Genomic DNA, 14,293 nt, shown 5'->3' with positions numbered 1-14,293 from the left:
GCAAGATAGAAGGTACGAAGGACCCGGTGCGGGGAACGTCCATACGTACCGGCTGGTAGCCCTTTACCCGGAACCCAGGAGTCGCGTGTGCTGCCCATTCCGGCCGAGGAACTGAACGGCTCAGGGACGCTCGGGCCGTACTGGACCTTCTACCGCGCCGTAGCCGCCGAACAACTCAACCGATGGCTCCCCGGCGAACCCTCCGTCATCCTCGATCTCTCCGGCGGCCGGGGGCGCTGGTCCGGCCAGGCGGCCAGGGCAGGGCACAAGGTGATCGAGGTGCTCGACTTCCGCCGTACCGTCGACGGTCAGTCCCGGTTGCGGGATGCCGACCGGGTTCGTCACGTTCGCGCAGACGATCTGGCGTTCCTGCCCGACGCGAGCGTGGACGCGGTGCTCGCCGAGGAGCGCGTGCTGTCGATCGAGCTGATGGCGGAGTCGGCGATGAACGACGTGGCCAGGGTGCTGCGGCCGGGCGGTCGGGCGCTGGTGTGCGTCGACTCGCTGGTGCTGGGCATGGCGATCCTGGCCGAGCAGGAGCAGTGGCAACATCTGCGGCAGACCGGCGAGGTCATGCTCGTGCCGTGGCCCGACGGCAGCATCACGCGCTGCTTCAGCAGCGGGCAGTTGCGCGAGCTGCTGGTGGGCGCGGGGCTCGAGGTCGAGTGGATGCGGCCGCGCACGGTGCTGTCGCCGTCCACGGTGGACCACGTGCTCGGCTCCGACGCGCGCTCGCTGAACTACCTGGTACGCACGGAGCTGGAGGCCCATCCGGACGACGACGACACGGTCGGCATCCACCTGGTGGCCAGCTGCCGCAAGAGCCCGTCCCACCCGGCCTGAGCACCTGAGCCCGGCCGCCGTTCTTCGTGGCCGGCGGCCCCGCGGACTCAGCGGCGCCGCTCCTGCTTACCTTGACACTGCACGCAACGCGCGGCCTCCGGGCGGGCCTCCAGCCGCCCTTCCGGCACGGGCTTGGCACAGTCGACGCACTGGCCGTACACGCCTTCGTCCAGGCGCTTGATCGCCTCGATCACGGCGCGACGCTGCGCGGTGGCCACGGTCAGCATGGCCTGCGCGCGGTCGGCGTCGGTCAGGTCTGAGCCTGCGTCGGCCGCCGAGTGCTCGCGTACGGCGACGGGGTCGCCCTGAAGGACCCCGATCGACCGGTCCAGTTCCGCGAGCATGCCTTCCAGCCGCTCACGAGCGGTCGTGACGTCCACGAATCCGCACCTCCGGGTGAATCACGGCAACCCGCGGCTAGGACTCCCCGGTTGTCCCGCCCGGTGCAATTAGGGGGCATTTTTGGCGGTGACACCGAGTGAACGGATGCATCGCTTTCCTCACCGGATGCCCACTTACAGGGCTTCTTACACCTTTAGAAAAGGGCGGTTTCCTCCTCCTCCGGTAGCGGTTTGATGAGATCCGGGCCGTTGTTTCTGACGTTGTTGACATCAGTGGAGACCGGGTACGCCGTGAGCCGCCCCTGGTCGGCGGGCACCAGCAGCCGCGTGGCCTGACCGACGTCGGTGAACTTGGGGTCGAGCCACTCCGCCCAGCGCTCCCGCTCGATCATCATGGGCATCCTGTCGTGGATGCGGCCGAGCTCGTCCTCCGCGTCCGTGGTGATGACGGTGCAGGTCACCAGCCACTTGAGCGGGTCGTCGTCGGCACGCGACGGGTCCTTCCAGAACTCGTACAGGCCCGCCATGGCCAGCACACCGCCGTCCTCGGGATGGATGAAGTACGGCTGCTTCTTCTTCTTTTCGCCTTCGACGGGCATCCACTCGAAATAGCCGTCTGCCGGGAGCAGGCACCTGCGCTTGGCGAACGCCTGGCGGAACGACGGCTTCTGGGCCACCGTCTCGATCCTGGCGTTGATCAGCCGGGACCCGATCGACGGATCCTTCGCCCAGGCGGGCACCAGGCCCCACTTCACGATCCTGAGCTGCCGCACCGCCCGCTCGGCCTCCTGGGGGACACGGCTGAGCACGGCGTAGACGTTCTTGGTCGGCGCGACGTTGTAGTCGGCGCCGAGCTCCTTGTCGGGGTCGCCGTCCTGCTCGACCTGGAACTCCTCGAGCAGCTCGTGCTTCTTGCGCGCCGAGGCGTATCTACCGCACATAACCCCACACTGCCACGTACGGCTTTCGCTCGCATGTTTGCCTCGGTGACGGCCGGTAGTCTTTGACCATGCCCGCTCCGCACTGGCCCGCACCCACGGCGACCGCTCCGGTGACCGCCACCGTCTCGCTGCCCGGCTCCAAGTCGGTGACCAACCGCGCCCTCGTCCTGGCCGCGCTCGCCGACGGCCCGGGCGTCGTGCGCAGGGCGCTGCGCAGCCGCGACGCGGACCTGATGGTCTCGGCCCTGCGTGCCCTGGGCGCCACCCTGGAGGCCACCGGCGAGAGCGCCGCCGGGGTCGACTGGCGGGTCACGCCGGGCCCGATCCGGGGCGGCGCGAGCATCGACGCCGGGCTGGCGGGCACGGTCATGCGTTTCGTCCCGCCGATGGCCGCCCTGGCCGACGGCCCGGTCTCCTTCGACGGCGACCCGCACGCCCGCAAGCGCCCGATGGGCCCCATCCTCGACGCCCTGCGCTCGCTGGGCGCGCGGGTCGACAACGACGCGCTCCCGTTCACGATCAGCGGGCCGCCGGCGGGCGGCGAGGTCACGCTGGACGCCTCGGGATCGTCGCAGTTCGTGTCCGGGCTGATGCTGACGGCGGCGCGGTTCGCGAAGGGCATCACGATCCGCCACGTCGGCCCGCCCGTGCCCTCGCAGCCGCACATCGAGATGACCGTGGAGATGCTCAGGGCGGTGGGCGTCACGGTCGACGACAGCGAGCGGGACGTGTGGCGGGTCGAGCCCGGCCCGATCGCGGCCAGGGACATGACGGTGGAGCCCGATCTGTCCAACGCGGCCCCGTTCCTGGCCGCCGCCCTGGTCACGGGCGGCACGGTCACCGTCCCCGCCTGGCCGGCCAGCACCACGCAGCCGGGCGACGCCCTGCGCGGCCTGCTCACCGCGATGGGCGGCGCGGTCACCCGCTCACCGGACGGTTCCGACCTGGTGGTCACGGGGCGGCCGACCGGCGAGATCACCGGCCTCGACACCGACCTGCACGAGGTGGGCGAGCTGACGCCGACGATCGCCGCCCTCGCCGCGCTCGCGACCACGCCGAGCCGCATCCGGGGCGTGGCCCACCTGCGCGGCCATGAGACCGACCGCCTGGCCGCGCTGGCCACCGAGATCAACCGCCTGGGCGGTGACGCGGAGGAGACCGAGGACGGCCTGATCATCCGCCCCCGCCCGCTGCACGGCGGCACCTTCCACAGCTACGACGACCACCGCATGGCCACGGCAGGAGCCGTGATCGGCCTCAGGGTGCCCGGCGTGGAGGTGGAGAACATCGCGACGACGGCCAAGACCCTTCCCGAGTTCGTCCAGATGTGGGCCGGCATGCTGGAGGCGCGGTGACCCGGGCCGGCCGCCGCCCCACAGCCGCGGGTTTCGCGATGGAAACGCCGGGCACGTCGGGAAAAGGGCGGCACGTGAGGATCGGCCGCCCGTCTGGCGAGGTCCACCGGCACGACGCCGTCCCCGCATGCCCGCGACCAGGGAAAGTGAGACAACGCATGGGAGCAGACCGCTGAGGAAGCGGGAGTACGACGAGGACGACGTACGGGTTCGGCCGGGCAGAGGCTCCAGGCCACGGACCCGGATCCGTCCTGCGCACGAGGACGCCGTCGAAGGCTTCGTGGTGGCCGTGGACCGCGGCCGATACACGACGCTGGTCGAGCCGGAACGCCCGAAGGGGTCCGCGCAGAAGCGCAAGCCGCCGCAAAGACGCCTCGTGGTGGCCATGAAGGCCCGCGAGCTGGGTCGCAAGGGCATCGTCGTGGGCGACCGGGTGGCCCTGGTCGGCGACGTCTCCGGCCGCCCCGACACCCTGGCCAGGGTCGTACGCGTGGAGCCGCGCACGTCGATGCTCCGCCGCTCGGCCGACGACACGGACGACACCGACGGCATCGAGCGCCCGGTCGTGGCCAACGCCGACCAGCTCGTCATCGTGACCGCCCTGGCAGACCCGCCGCCCCGGCCCCGCATGATCGACCGCATCCTGGTGGCGGCCTTCGACGCCGAGATCGACACCCTGCTCTGCCTCACCAAGTCCGACCTCGCACCGCCCGACGAGCTGGTGGCCCTCTACAACCCCCTGGGCGTCCCGCACGTCGTCGTGCACAAGGGCGGCCCTCTGGAGGAGCTCCGCGACCATCTGTCGGGCCGCGTCAGCGTCCTGGTCGGCCACTCGGGCGTCGGCAAGTCCACGCTCGTCAACGCCCTGGTGCCGGCCGCCAATCGGGCCGTGGCCCAGGTCAACGCCGTGACGGGCCGCGGCCGCCACACCTCCACCTCGGCCGTCGCCCTGGAGCTGCCGGAGGGCGGCTGGATCATCGACACACCGGGCGTCCGCAGCTTCGGCCTGGCCCACGTACACATGGAAACGGTCCTGGCCGCGTTCCCCGACCTCGTGGAGGGCACGGTCGACTGCCCCAAGGGCTGCACCCACCAGGGTCCCGACTGCGCCCTGGACGCCTGGGTCGCCGCGGGCAACGCCGATCCCACCCGCCTCGAGTCCCTGCGCCGCCTGCTCTCCAGCCGCGAAGGCACCCTCGAGGACGCTCCCTGATCCGGGTGGGTTTCCCGAAGTAACGCCCTCCGGCGGGAATCACAACTTTCCCGCCAAAGGGTGATCCTCATTCTCTGTCGGTACCCGGCGCGTCAAACAGGGGAATCAACCGATCTGAGCTGTCTGAACGCCCTTTTACCTTGACGGCGAAACAGCAGTTCTTGCCCAGTCTCACGGAAAAGTCCGCTTTACCCCGGACCTGAAGCCGGAGCAGTGAGGACAATTCCGGTAGCGTTGGCGACCGTGCAGGGTTATAACGATGATCTTCGCCTCGCGCATGTCATGGCGGACGCCGCTGATGACCTGACCATGCGGCGGTTCAAGGCGGTCGATCTCAAGGTCGACACCAAGCCCGATCTGACGCCGGTCAGCGACGCCGACCGTGCCGTGGAGGAGACCATCCGGGGCACGTTGCGCCGTGCCAGACCGCGTGACGCGGTCGTGGGCGAGGAGTTCGGGAAGACCGGCTGGGGTGCCCGTTCCTGGATCATCGACCCGATCGACGGCACGAAGAACTACGTACGCGGCGTCCCGGTGTGGGCGACCCTGATCGCGCTCATGGAGTACGGCAAGGTCGTCGTCGGCCTGGTGTCGGCCCCGGCGCTCGGCCGGAGATGGTGGGCGGCCACCGAGGGCGGCGCGTGGACCGGCAAGAGCCTGACCAAGGCGTCCAGGATGCGCGTCTCCTCCGTCTCCAGCCTGGAGGACGCGTCGTTCTCGTACTCCAGCTTCGGCGGCTGGGAGAAGACGGGCAGGCTCGACAACTTCCTCGACCTCGGCAGGACCTGCTGGCGCACCAGGGCGTACGGCGACTTCTGGTCGCACATGATGGTCGCCGAGGGATCGGTGGACCTGTCGGCCGAGCCCGAGCTGTCGCCGTGGGACATGGCGGCGCTCACGGTGATCGTCGAGGAGGCCGGAGGCCGCTGGACCGACGTCGCCGGAGTGCGCGGGCTGGAGGGCGGCAGCCTGGTCTGCACCAACGGGATCCTGCACGACGAGGTGATCGACCGCCTCAACGGCACCACATTCACCCGGCGTTCATGAGCCACGGAGGCTAGAGCGCCAGCACCCGCCGGACCGCGTTCATCAAATCGTCACGGTAGGACCCGCCGAACAGCACCACGTGGACGAGCAGCGGATGCAGCTGATGCAGCGGCACCCGCTCCCGCCAGCCCTCAGCCAGCGGAAACTCCTCGTGGTATGCCCCCAGCACCCGATCGAGGTCCGGCAGCCCGAAAAGCGCGAGCATGGCCAGGTCGGTCTCCCGATGCCCGCCATGGGCCGCGGGATCGATCAGCACCGCCGAGCCGCCGGACCACAGCACGTTTCCGCTCCACAGATCCCCGTGGATCCGGGCGGGCGGCTCGGGCGGCCCGGCCACCGCGGCGAACCGCTCCACGGCCCGCTCGATGAGCGCCGCGTCGGACGAGGGCAGCCGGGCCTGCCGCGCGAAGGGCAGCACCCGCTGGGAGGCGTAGAAGGCGGGCCAGTCGGGGGCGGGCGAATTGCCCATCGGCAGCTCGGCGATGAACCCCGGCCACGGCGCGCCGAAGTCCGCGGCCCCGGCCCGATGCAGCCGGGCCAGCGAACGCCCGAACCGCTCGGCCGCCACCGCGCTGGGCGACTCCTCCCGTACCCAGGACAACACGAGCCGGTCGGGACCGACCTCGACCACCTCGGGCACCGCGATGGCCTCGCCCAGCCAGCGCAGCCCGGCGGCCTCTGAGGCGAACACCTCGGAGGCGGCCCCGGTCTTCGCGAACACCTCACGCCCGTCGTCCAGCACGCCCCGCAGCCGCCGCCAGCCGTGGGACGAGCCGAGGCTCTCAGTCGATCTCATCGGCGATGTGCTTGGCCACGCCCTCGGAGGCGGACTCGACCAGCGCGAGCACCTCCTCGAACCCCTCGCGGCCCCCGTAGTACGGATCGGGCACCTCGGCCCCTTCCTCGGCGGCGGGATCGAACGAGCGGAACAGCCGCACCTCCACCCAATCGGGCGCGATCCGTCGTAGGTTGGCGAGGTTGTCCCGGTCCATGGCCAGCACCAGGTCGTAGCGGTCGAACCAGTCCCGGGTGAACTGCCTCGCCCGGTGCGCCGAGCCGTCGTACCCGTGCTGCTCGAGGATGGTCAGCGCCCGTTCATCCATGGGGTCACCGGCGTGCCAGCCGCCGGTCCCCGCGCTCTCGACGGTGACGCGGTCGCCCAGCCCGCGGTCGGCGAGCGTCTGGCGCAGCACCACCTCCGCCATGGGGGACCGGCAGATGTTTCCCATGCACACCAGGCATACGCGATAAGTCATAACCCCCATCATGGGGCCGACCGGGCGCGTTCACCGAACGTTCACCCTTGTCGGGGGGTTCAAGTCACCTTCGCTGCATAGCTTCATGGCGACTAAGGACCAAGTGGGAGGAAACCCAACCGTGAAGTATGCAGGCCGGCTCGCCGCCGTCGCCGTCGTCGGCGCGCTCTCCCTCGCTGCGTGCGGCACAGACAACAACACCCCCGGCGGCGGCACCACGTCTGCCAACGCGCCCGCCGCGGGCAACGACAATGGTCTGAGCGGCACGATTCAGGCCGCGGGCTCCTCGGCCCAGGCCAACGCGATCACCGAGTGGACGAAGAACTTCACGGCCACGAACCCGGGCGTGACCATCAACTACCAGCCCAGCGGCTCCGGCGCGGGCGTGCAGTCGTTCATCCAGGGCACGGTCGCCTTCGCCGGCTCCGACTCGGCGCTGAAGGAGGACGAGGCCCCGCAGGCCGACGCCCGCTGCAAGACCGGCAAGGCCATCAACATCCCGATGGTGACCGGCCCCGTCGCGGTGGTCTACAACCTGCCCGGCGTCGACGGCCTCCAGCTGTCCCCCAAGACGCTCGCCGGCATCTTCAACAGCAAGATCACCAAGTGGGACGACGCCGCCATCAAGGCCGAGAACCCCAACGCCAAGCTGCCGGCCACCCCGATCCAGGCCTTCCACCGCTCGGACGAGTCGGGCACCAGCGACAACTTCACGAAGTTCCTCAAGGCGACCGGTGGCTGGCCCTACGAGCCTGCCAAGGCATGGCCCGCCGAGGCCAAGGGCCAGGGCTCCAAGGGTTCTGACGGCATCTCCTCCTCCGTGAAGGACACCGAGGGCGCGATCAGCTACGTCGAGCTCTCGTACGCCGAGAACTCCCAGCTGCAGAAGGCCAAGGTAGCCAACGGCGCCAACGAGTACGTCGAGCTGACCCCCGAGAGCGCGGCCAAGACCGTCGAGACCGCCGAGATCAAGGGCACCGGCAACGACCTCGCCCTGTCGATCGACTACGCCACGAAGACCCCCGGCGCCTACCCGATCGTGCTGGTGACGTACGAGATCACCTGCGAGAAGGGCCTCGCGGCCGAGGAGTCGAAGGTGGTCAAGTCGTTCCTCACCTACACCGCGAGCGACGAGGGCCAGGCGGCGCTGAAGGAGCTGGGCTACGCCCCGCTGGCGGGAACGCTGCTCACCAAGGTCCGGTCCGCTGTCGAGGCGATCTCCTGATTGCAGATGACCACAAATCTGAAGACCCGTGACGGCGGGCCGGCCATGAGCCGGTCCGCCTCGCGGCGCAGCCATGGTGAAGGCCCCTTCCGGTTCGTCTCCACCGCGGCGGGCGTCATCCTGCTGGCGATCATGGCGGCCATCGCCGTGTTCCTCATCAGCGAGGCCATCCCCGCCCTGCAGGCGAACAAGGGCTCCTTCTTTACTGAGCTGACCTGGGATCCCAACGGCCAGAAGGTGTTCGGCATCGCCGCCCTGGCCTTCGGCACCGTCCTCAGCTCCGCACTCGCTCTGGTCATCGCCACCCCGATCGCGGTCGGGGTGGCGTTGTTCATCTCGCACTACGCGCCCCGCCGCCTGGCGGCGCCGCTCGGCTACCTGATCGACCTGCTCGCCGCCGTGCCCAGCGTGGTCTACGGCCTGTGGGGCGTGGCGTTCCTGGTGCCGCTGCTGCGCGAGCCGTCGAAGTGGCTGAACGAGACCCTCGGCTGGTTCCCGCTGTTCGCCGGCGAGGGCGCCATCGGCGGCAAGACCATGCTCGCGGGCTCCATCGTGCTGGCGATCATGATCCTGCCGATCATCGCGGCCATCTCGCGCGAGGTGTTCCTCCAGGCGCCGAAGATGAACGAGGAGGCGGCGCTCGCGCTCGGCGCCACCCGCTGGGAAATGATCAGGATGGCCGTGCTGCCGTTCGGCCGCCCCGGCGTGATCAGCGCCGCCATGCTCGGCCTCGGCCGGGCCATGGGCGAGACCATCGCCGTCGCGCTGATCTTCCCCGCCACCTTCGACATCACCTTCGAGATCCTCACGCCCCACGCCAACAGCATCGCCGCGAACATCGCCAACGGCTTCGCCGAGGCCACCCAGATCGGCCGCGGCGCGCTGATCGCCTCCGGCCTGGTGCTGTTCGCCATCACGCTGCTGGTCAACATGGGTGCACGCCTGATCATCAACCGCCGCAAGGAGTACGCGAGGGCCGGCGCATGACGGGAATCCAGCACATCTCGACCGGCCGCCGGGTCAAGGACAAGTTCGTCCAGGGGCTGGTCTACCTGGCGTTCGCGCTGGCCGTGGTGCCACTCGTCTCGGTGCTCTGGCTGGTCATCTCCAACGGCATGGCCCGCTTCGACCTCGAGTTCCTCACCCACTCGATGCGCGGCATCGGCGCCCGCGACGCGGGCGGCGGCGCGTACCACGCCATCATCGGGACGCTCGAGCAGGTCCTGCTCGCCTCGCTCATCTCGGTGCCGATCGGCCTGTTCACCGCGATCTACCTGGTCGAGTACGGCAACGGCGGCCGGCTCAGCCGCTCGATCAGCTTCTTCGTGGACGTCATGACCGGCGTCCCCTCGATCGTCGCCGGCCTGTTCATCTTCGCGTTCTGGATCCTCTTCCTCGGCTTCCAGTTCTCCGGCTGGGCGGGCGCGCTCGCACTGTCGATCCTGATGATGCCGACGGTGGTCAGATCCTCCGAGGAGATGCTCCGGCTGGTGCCCAACGACCTACGCGAGGCCTCGTACGCGCTGGGCGTGGCCAAATGGCGCACGATCATGAAGGTCGTGCTGCCGACGGCGTTCACCGGCATCGTCACCGGCGTCATGCTGGCCGTGGCCAGGGTCGCCGGCGAGACCGCGCCACTGCTGATGACGGTGTTCTTCACCAACTCCATCAACAACGATCCGTTCACCGGACCGCAGATGGGCCTGCCGCTCTTCGTCTTCGACCAGGCGGGCCGCCCCAACGACACCGCCATCGACCGGGCGTGGACCGGCGCCCTCACGCTCATCCTGATCGTCATGCTGCTCAACCTGGTGGCGCGCCTGATCGCCTGGTGGCGCGCGCCCGCCAGGGGCCGATAGGGGGTTACCGCCGCAATGTCCAAGCAGATCCAGGTCTCAGGTCTCGACGCGTACTACGGGTCGCACAAGGCGATCGAAGACGTGTCGATGACCATCGAGCCCCGTTCGATCACCGCGTTCATCGGCCCGTCCGGATGCGGCAAGTCGACGTTCCTCCGCACGCTCAACCGCATGCACGAGGTGATCCCCGGCGCCCGCGTCGAGGGCAAGGTCCTGCTCGACGGCGAGGACCTGTACGCCGCCACCGTCGAGCCCGTGTCAGTGCGCCGGATGATCGGCATGGTCTTCCAGCGCCCCAACCCGTTCCCGACGATGTCGATCTACGAGAACGTGGCCGCCGGGCTCCGGCTCAACGGCCGGATCAGCAGGTCGGAGCTCGACGGCGTCGTGGAGGACTCGCTCAAGGGCGCCAACCTCTGGAACGAGGTCAAGGACCGCCTCAACAAGCCGGGCGCCGGCCTGTCGGGCGGTCAGCAGCAGCGGCTCTGCATCGCCCGGGCCATCGCGGTCAAGCCGCAGGTCCTGCTGATGGACGAGCCGTGCTCGGCGCTCGACCCGATCTCCACGCTGGCCATCGAGGACCTGATGGCCAAGCTCAAGGACGAGTACACGATCGTCATCGTCACCCACAACATGCAGCAGGCCGCCCGGGTCAGCGACAGGACGGCGTTCTTCAACCTCGCCGAGCAGGGCAAGCCCGGCAAGGTGATCGAGATGGACGAGACGTCCCGCATGTTCACCAATCCATCTCAGAAGGCCACGGAGGACTACATCACTGGGCGCTTCGGCTGATGACCCAACAGCAGGCGGCAGCCACGGTGAACGGAGACGCTCGGACCAAGCCCGTACTGCTCATCGCCGACCCTGACGACGCCGTCGTGGAGGACCTCGCCACGGCGCTCGAAAGCGAGGGCGTGGCCGTCACGGGCGCGCCCGACGGGGCTCAGGGCCTCCTCCAGGCGGGGGCCCTGCAGCCGGACGTGGTGCTGGTCTCGGCCACGCTGACGGTCATCGACGCGGTGGATTTCGTCCGCGCGGTGCGCTTCGCGCGTGCCGTGCCCGTGCTGCTCGGCGTCGGTGAGGGGCACGCCGAGCAGGCGGTACGCGCGCTCGCGGCCGGCGCGGCAGCCTGCGTGGCCAGGCCCTACCGGGTGACGGAGCTGCTGCCGTTCATCCAGGCGGCCTCGCCCGGGTCGCGCCAGGTGCTGGCCGTGGGCGAGGTCGAGCTGGACGTGCAGGCCTACCAGGTACGCGTGGGCGGGCGGGCCGTGCACCTGCCGCTGCGGGAGTTCGAGCTGCTGCATTACCTGATGCGCAACGCGGACCGCACGGTCACCCGCGAGCAGATCATGCGTCATGTGTGGCACGCCGCGGCGACCACCTCGACCAACACGATCGCGGTGCACGTCAAGCGCCTGCGTGCCCGGCTGGGCGACGAGGACGACCGGCTCATCCAGACCGTGCGGGGCGTCGGCTACCGCCTGGTCACTCCGGGCACTTCCGAAAGCCCTGCATGATCCGCTTCGCCACGCCTTCGACGGTCGCTATGCCGTACCCCACCTGGGGGCTTCCCTTGGTGAGTACGGCAATGGCGTAGTCGTGGCCGTCGCGTCTGAGCAGGCCCACGCTGATCGTGGCCCAGAGCTTGTTCGAGACGTGCTTGAGCCAGCCGTTCTTCAGCGCCACGCGGTCGCCCTCGCACGCGGCGGCGCTGATTCCCCAGTTCTGGCCGTCGACGACCTGACCCATGAGGTCGAGCACCCGGTCGCGGTCCTTGGCCTTGAGCGGGCTCTTGGGGGACACCAGGGCCTGCATGAGGCGGATCTGGTCGTCCACTGACGTTCTGGTGATTCCCCAGCAATACAGGTCGACGCAGTTGCCCGGGACTCCCTGCGTGTGTTTGAACCCGAACTTCCTGCCTGCCTTCGTGAAGCCGGGCGCGCCGCCGATGCGCAGCCAGAGGCGGTCGGCGGCGTGGTTGTCGCTGTAGCGGATCATCGTCTCGGCGTCGTGCCGGACCGCCTGCGGCAGCTTCTTCCACGGGGTCTTCAGCAGCAGCGCCATGAGGATCTGCACTTTGGCGGTGCTCGCGGTGATCAACCGCTCCCCCGGGTGATAGCGGTAGACCCGCCCGGTCGCCAGGTCCTTGACCATGGCGGTGACCTGCACGGACCGGCCCGCGAGGTAGGCGTCGAGCCGCTTGCCGATCTGCTTGGCCGGGACCGCCGTCAGGGTCTCCTCGGCCGAGACCTGCTCCAGCCGTGCTCCTGCGGCCTCCTCGCGGATCTCCAGGAGCACGGGGGCCTGCCTTGCGACGGGGGCCGGCGCGGGGGCCGGTAATCGCGGGGCCGACGCCGGCGCGAGGGCGGCGAGCAGGGCGAGCGCGATGACCGCTCGTGGTATCGCCTGTCCGCGGCTCGCCACCATTGACGCATTATCACGAAAAATTGCGACAGGCCGCTAGACAGCGGCGGCGATGAGTTTCGCGATCGAGTCGTCGTCACACGTGTCCCAGAAGTCCCCCACGACGTCCTCCAGGTGCTGAAGGGACTCGGCCTGGAACAGTACGTCCTGATATTTCGTGATGTCGTAGTGCGTCGTGCCCATCGCGGACAGGTCCAGCGGCCGGATGTCCATGCCGCGGAACTCCTCGATCTCGCCGTACGACGACAGGATGCCCGCCCCGTACGCCTTGAGCTCGCCCCCCTCCTGCATGACCCCGAACTCCAGCGTGAACCAGAACACCTTCGACACGAACTCCAGCGCCTCATCGGACTGGACCCGGCGCGCCGCCTGGCCCGCCAGGCGGTAGAGGGCGGCGTACCGGGAGGCGGCCAGCGCGTTGGCGTGCCCGATGACCTCGTGGATGACGTCGGGCTCCGGCGTGTAGAAGGGCACGGAGTGGTGCCGGATGTACTGCGTCGAGTGGAAGTACCCGTCGGCCAGCACGCCGTAGAAGTCCCGCAGCGGCACGAGCCCCGCGGCAGGCAGGTAGCGGAACCCGGTCAGCGGCTCCAGCAGCCGCGAGACCTCCTCGAGCTGCGGGATCCTCTCTCGCGGCAGCCCCAGCCGGTCCACGCCGTCCAGGTACTCGGCGGTGGCGTACTTGGCGTGCTTCACCGCCAGCTCCCTGGTGACCAGGGCCCAGACCTCGTGCTCCTGTGCGGTGTACTCGGCGGCAGGGATGGGCTCGCCGGGCCGGTGGTTGACGGCCAGCCCGGCGATCGCGTTCCGCCGCGCCCGATACACCGGGTCCGCGAACCCCGGATGAGACGCGGACAACTCGACCACCACCGACCCGTCCTCCTGGGCTGCGACGGGGGCGAAGTACTGCGCTTCCTCAAACATGCCCAAATGACAGCAAGTCCCGGTTTCCCTGGCAAGAGCGACCAGCTCGGCTGAGCGATACGCTTGCTTTCGCACTCCAAATCCCACAATTTCTGGTCGAATCGCACAGTCCGGGAGGGCGCCGCATGGACGATCTGGACGCGAGGTTGCTGGTGACCATGCGCGCCCATCCCCGCATCGGGCTGACGGAGCTGGCCCGGCTGCTGGGCGTGGCGCGCGGGACTGTACAGGCTCGGGTGGAGAAGCTGACGGCCCGGGGCGTGATCGAGGATTTCGGCCCCACCGTGTCACCGGCCCGGGCCGGATACCCCATCCTGGCGTTCGTATGGCTGCAGATCGCCCAGGGCCGGCTGACGGAGGCTGTGGAGGCGCTGCGGGCCGTGCCGCAGATCCTGGAGGTTCACGGTACGAGCGGCCAGCACGACCTGCTGTGCAGGGTGGTGGCGCGCACGACGGACCACCTCCAGGAGATCATCGCCCACATCCTGGCGTCACCGGCGGTGCAGCGCACGGACACGACCATCTCCCTGTCCACCCAGATCCCCTACCGGATCGAGCCTCTCCTGGACAGCCGCTGAAGATCGCTTCGGCGCCATTTGCTCTTTCGTGAAATGCAAGAAGAACGCCGCACTCCGCGGCGCGTGGGCCGAGCCGAGTACACCTTCGCGCGGGCCGTGGAGTTCACGCAGAACGTCGCATCACCAAGGCAGGTGTGGGCATGATCATGGTGCGTACGGCGGACTCCGCAGGCAGCACGAAGGGCTGCTGACCGCCAACGCAAAAGAGGGCCACCCCGAAGGGTGGCCCTCTCTCACAAGAATTGTGCGGCGATGACCTACTCTCCCACACCCTCCCGAGTGCAGTA

General features: G+C 69.3%; 16 protein-coding genes. 10 read left to right on the top strand and 6 right to left on the bottom strand.

The window, feature by feature from the left end; translation table 11 throughout:
• The first annotated feature begins 87 nt into the window (after positions 1-87).
• Positions 88-843, top strand: coding sequence for a class I SAM-dependent methyltransferase (locus ACIBVN_RS52195; protein WP_397148943.1), 756 nt, complete (start codon positions 88-90; stop codon positions 841-843).
• Between the two features lie 47 nt (positions 844-890).
• Here the strand turns inward: ACIBVN_RS52195 and ACIBVN_RS52190 are convergent, their stop codons facing one another.
• Positions 891-1,223, bottom strand: a complete 333-nt coding sequence (locus ACIBVN_RS52190) for a TraR/DksA family transcriptional regulator (protein ID WP_397148941.1) — start codon at positions 1,221-1,223, stop codon at positions 891-893.
• 155 nt (positions 1,224-1,378) lie between these two features.
• The gene (locus ACIBVN_RS52185) at positions 1,379-2,125 is read right to left on the bottom strand and encodes an SOS response-associated peptidase (protein WP_349457375.1); all 747 of its coding nucleotides are present in this window, start codon (positions 2,123-2,125) and stop codon (positions 1,379-1,381) included.
• A gap of 68 nt (positions 2,126-2,193) precedes the next feature.
• Between ACIBVN_RS52185 and aroA the strand changes: the two genes are divergently transcribed.
• The 3 genes from aroA (at position 2,194) to hisN (ending at position 5,740) form a co-directional block, all read left to right on the top strand.
• On the top strand, positions 2,194-3,480 hold the full coding sequence (aroA, locus tag ACIBVN_RS52180; RefSeq protein WP_397148939.1) for a 3-phosphoshikimate 1-carboxyvinyltransferase: 1,287 nt from the start codon (positions 2,194-2,196) through the stop codon (positions 3,478-3,480).
• A gap of 127 nt (positions 3,481-3,607) precedes the next feature.
• Positions 3,608-4,693 carry a ribosome small subunit-dependent GTPase A gene (gene rsgA / locus ACIBVN_RS52175; RefSeq protein WP_397148937.1) on the top strand — a complete coding sequence of 362 codons (1,086 nt, stop codon included), beginning with the start codon at positions 3,608-3,610 and terminating at the stop codon, positions 4,691-4,693.
• 243 nt (positions 4,694-4,936) lie between these two features.
• Positions 4,937-5,740, top strand: coding sequence for a histidinol-phosphatase (hisN, locus tag ACIBVN_RS52170; protein WP_397148935.1), 804 nt, complete (start codon positions 4,937-4,939; stop codon positions 5,738-5,740).
• A 10-nt stretch (positions 5,741-5,750) separates the two neighbouring features.
• On the opposite strand, the gene ACIBVN_RS52165 is transcribed toward hisN, so the two are convergent.
• Positions 5,751-6,536, bottom strand: coding sequence for a fructosamine kinase family protein (locus ACIBVN_RS52165; RefSeq protein WP_397148933.1), 786 nt, complete (start codon positions 6,534-6,536; stop codon positions 5,751-5,753).
• The gene (locus ACIBVN_RS52160; RefSeq protein ID WP_397148931.1) at positions 6,523-6,996 is read right to left on the bottom strand and encodes a low molecular weight protein-tyrosine-phosphatase; all 474 of its coding nucleotides are present in this window, start codon (positions 6,994-6,996) and stop codon (positions 6,523-6,525) included. The genes ACIBVN_RS52165 and ACIBVN_RS52160 overlap by 14 nt, the downstream gene beginning before the upstream one ends.
• A gap of 121 nt (positions 6,997-7,117) precedes the next feature.
• On the opposite strand from ACIBVN_RS52160, the gene pstS reads away from it, so the two are divergent.
• The 5 genes from pstS to ACIBVN_RS52135 are packed head-to-tail and all read left to right on the top strand — an operon-like array spanning position 7,118 to position 11,597.
• Positions 7,118-8,221, top strand: coding sequence for a phosphate ABC transporter substrate-binding protein PstS (gene pstS / locus ACIBVN_RS52155; protein ID WP_397148929.1), 1,104 nt, complete (start codon positions 7,118-7,120; stop codon positions 8,219-8,221).
• A gap of 6 nt (positions 8,222-8,227) precedes the next feature.
• Positions 8,228-9,208 (top strand): phosphate ABC transporter permease subunit PstC, encoded by a 981-nt coding sequence (gene pstC, locus ACIBVN_RS52150; RefSeq protein WP_397148927.1) that lies wholly within the window; start codon positions 8,228-8,230, stop codon positions 9,206-9,208.
• Entirely contained in the window at positions 9,205-10,080 is an 876-nt protein-coding gene (gene pstA, locus ACIBVN_RS52145) for a phosphate ABC transporter permease PstA (protein WP_397148925.1), read from the top strand. The genes pstC and pstA overlap by 4 nt, the downstream gene beginning before the upstream one ends.
• Before the next feature lie 15 nt (positions 10,081-10,095).
• Positions 10,096-10,872, top strand: coding sequence for a phosphate ABC transporter ATP-binding protein PstB (pstB, locus tag ACIBVN_RS52140; protein ID WP_397148923.1), 777 nt, complete (start codon positions 10,096-10,098; stop codon positions 10,870-10,872).
• Positions 10,872-11,597 carry a winged-helix domain-containing protein gene (locus tag ACIBVN_RS52135; RefSeq protein ID WP_397148921.1) on the top strand — a complete coding sequence of 242 codons (726 nt, stop codon included), beginning with the start codon at positions 10,872-10,874 and terminating at the stop codon, positions 11,595-11,597. Before pstB ends, ACIBVN_RS52135 begins: the two co-directional genes overlap by 1 nt.
• Here ACIBVN_RS52135 and ACIBVN_RS52130 read toward each other — a convergent pair.
• Both ACIBVN_RS52130 and ACIBVN_RS52125 read right to left on the bottom strand, forming a co-directional pair.
• Positions 11,566-12,507 carry a serine hydrolase gene (locus ACIBVN_RS52130; protein ID WP_397148919.1) on the bottom strand — a complete coding sequence of 314 codons (942 nt, stop codon included), beginning with the start codon at positions 12,505-12,507 and terminating at the stop codon, positions 11,566-11,568. The two genes, ACIBVN_RS52135 and ACIBVN_RS52130, sit on opposite strands and share 32 nt — an antisense overlap.
• A 33-nt stretch (positions 12,508-12,540) precedes the next feature.
• Positions 12,541-13,428: a phenylalanine 4-monooxygenase gene (locus ACIBVN_RS52125; RefSeq protein ID WP_397148917.1), complete on the bottom strand. Its 888-nt coding sequence runs from the start codon at positions 13,426-13,428 to the stop codon at positions 12,541-12,543.
• A gap of 125 nt (positions 13,429-13,553) precedes the next feature.
• Here ACIBVN_RS52125 and ACIBVN_RS52120 point away from each other — a divergent pair, with 125 nt between their 5' ends.
• Positions 13,554-14,006, top strand: a complete 453-nt coding sequence (locus tag ACIBVN_RS52120; protein ID WP_397148915.1) for an Lrp/AsnC family transcriptional regulator — start codon at positions 13,554-13,556, stop codon at positions 14,004-14,006.
• The last annotated feature ends 287 nt before the right edge of the window (positions 14,007-14,293 follow it).

Origin of the sequence: Nonomuraea sp. NPDC049400, from assembly GCF_044466425.1 — a bacterium.
Lineage (GTDB): Bacteria > Actinomycetota > Actinomycetes > Streptosporangiales > Streptosporangiaceae > Nonomuraea.
Note: the sequence above shows the minus strand (reverse complement) of the source record. Positions and strands in the feature narration are given on the sequence as shown.

Bases quoted from the DNA above. Each gene is read 5' to 3' on its own strand.
- ACIBVN_RS52185 (WP_349457375.1), bottom strand. From the start codon at position 2,125: ATGTGCGGTAGATACGCCTCGGCGCGCAAGAAGCACGAGCTGCTCGAG.
- aroA (WP_397148939.1), top strand. From the start codon at position 2,194: ATGCCCGCTCCGCACTGGCCCGCACCCACGGCGACCGCTCCGGTGACC.
- rsgA (WP_397148937.1), top strand. From the start codon at position 3,608: ATGCCCGCGACCAGGGAAAGTGAGACAACGCATGGGAGCAGACCGCTG.
- ACIBVN_RS52165 (WP_397148933.1), bottom strand. From the start codon at position 6,536: ATGAGATCGACTGAGAGCCTCGGCTCGTCCCACGGCTGGCGGCGGCTG.
- ACIBVN_RS52160 (WP_397148931.1), bottom strand. From the start codon at position 6,996: ATGACTTATCGCGTATGCCTGGTGTGCATGGGAAACATCTGCCGGTCC.
- pstC (WP_397148927.1), top strand. From the start codon at position 8,228: ATGACCACAAATCTGAAGACCCGTGACGGCGGGCCGGCCATGAGCCGG.
- pstA (WP_397148925.1), top strand. From the start codon at position 9,205: ATGACGGGAATCCAGCACATCTCGACCGGCCGCCGGGTCAAGGACAAG.
- pstB (WP_397148923.1), top strand. From the start codon at position 10,096: ATGTCCAAGCAGATCCAGGTCTCAGGTCTCGACGCGTACTACGGGTCG.
- ACIBVN_RS52135 (WP_397148921.1), top strand. From the start codon at position 10,872: ATGACCCAACAGCAGGCGGCAGCCACGGTGAACGGAGACGCTCGGACC.
- ACIBVN_RS52130 (WP_397148919.1), bottom strand. From the start codon at position 12,507: ATGGTGGCGAGCCGCGGACAGGCGATACCACGAGCGGTCATCGCGCTC.
- ACIBVN_RS52125 (WP_397148917.1), bottom strand. From the start codon at position 13,428: ATGTTTGAGGAAGCGCAGTACTTCGCCCCCGTCGCAGCCCAGGAGGAC.
- ACIBVN_RS52120 (WP_397148915.1), top strand. From the start codon at position 13,554: ATGGACGATCTGGACGCGAGGTTGCTGGTGACCATGCGCGCCCATCCC.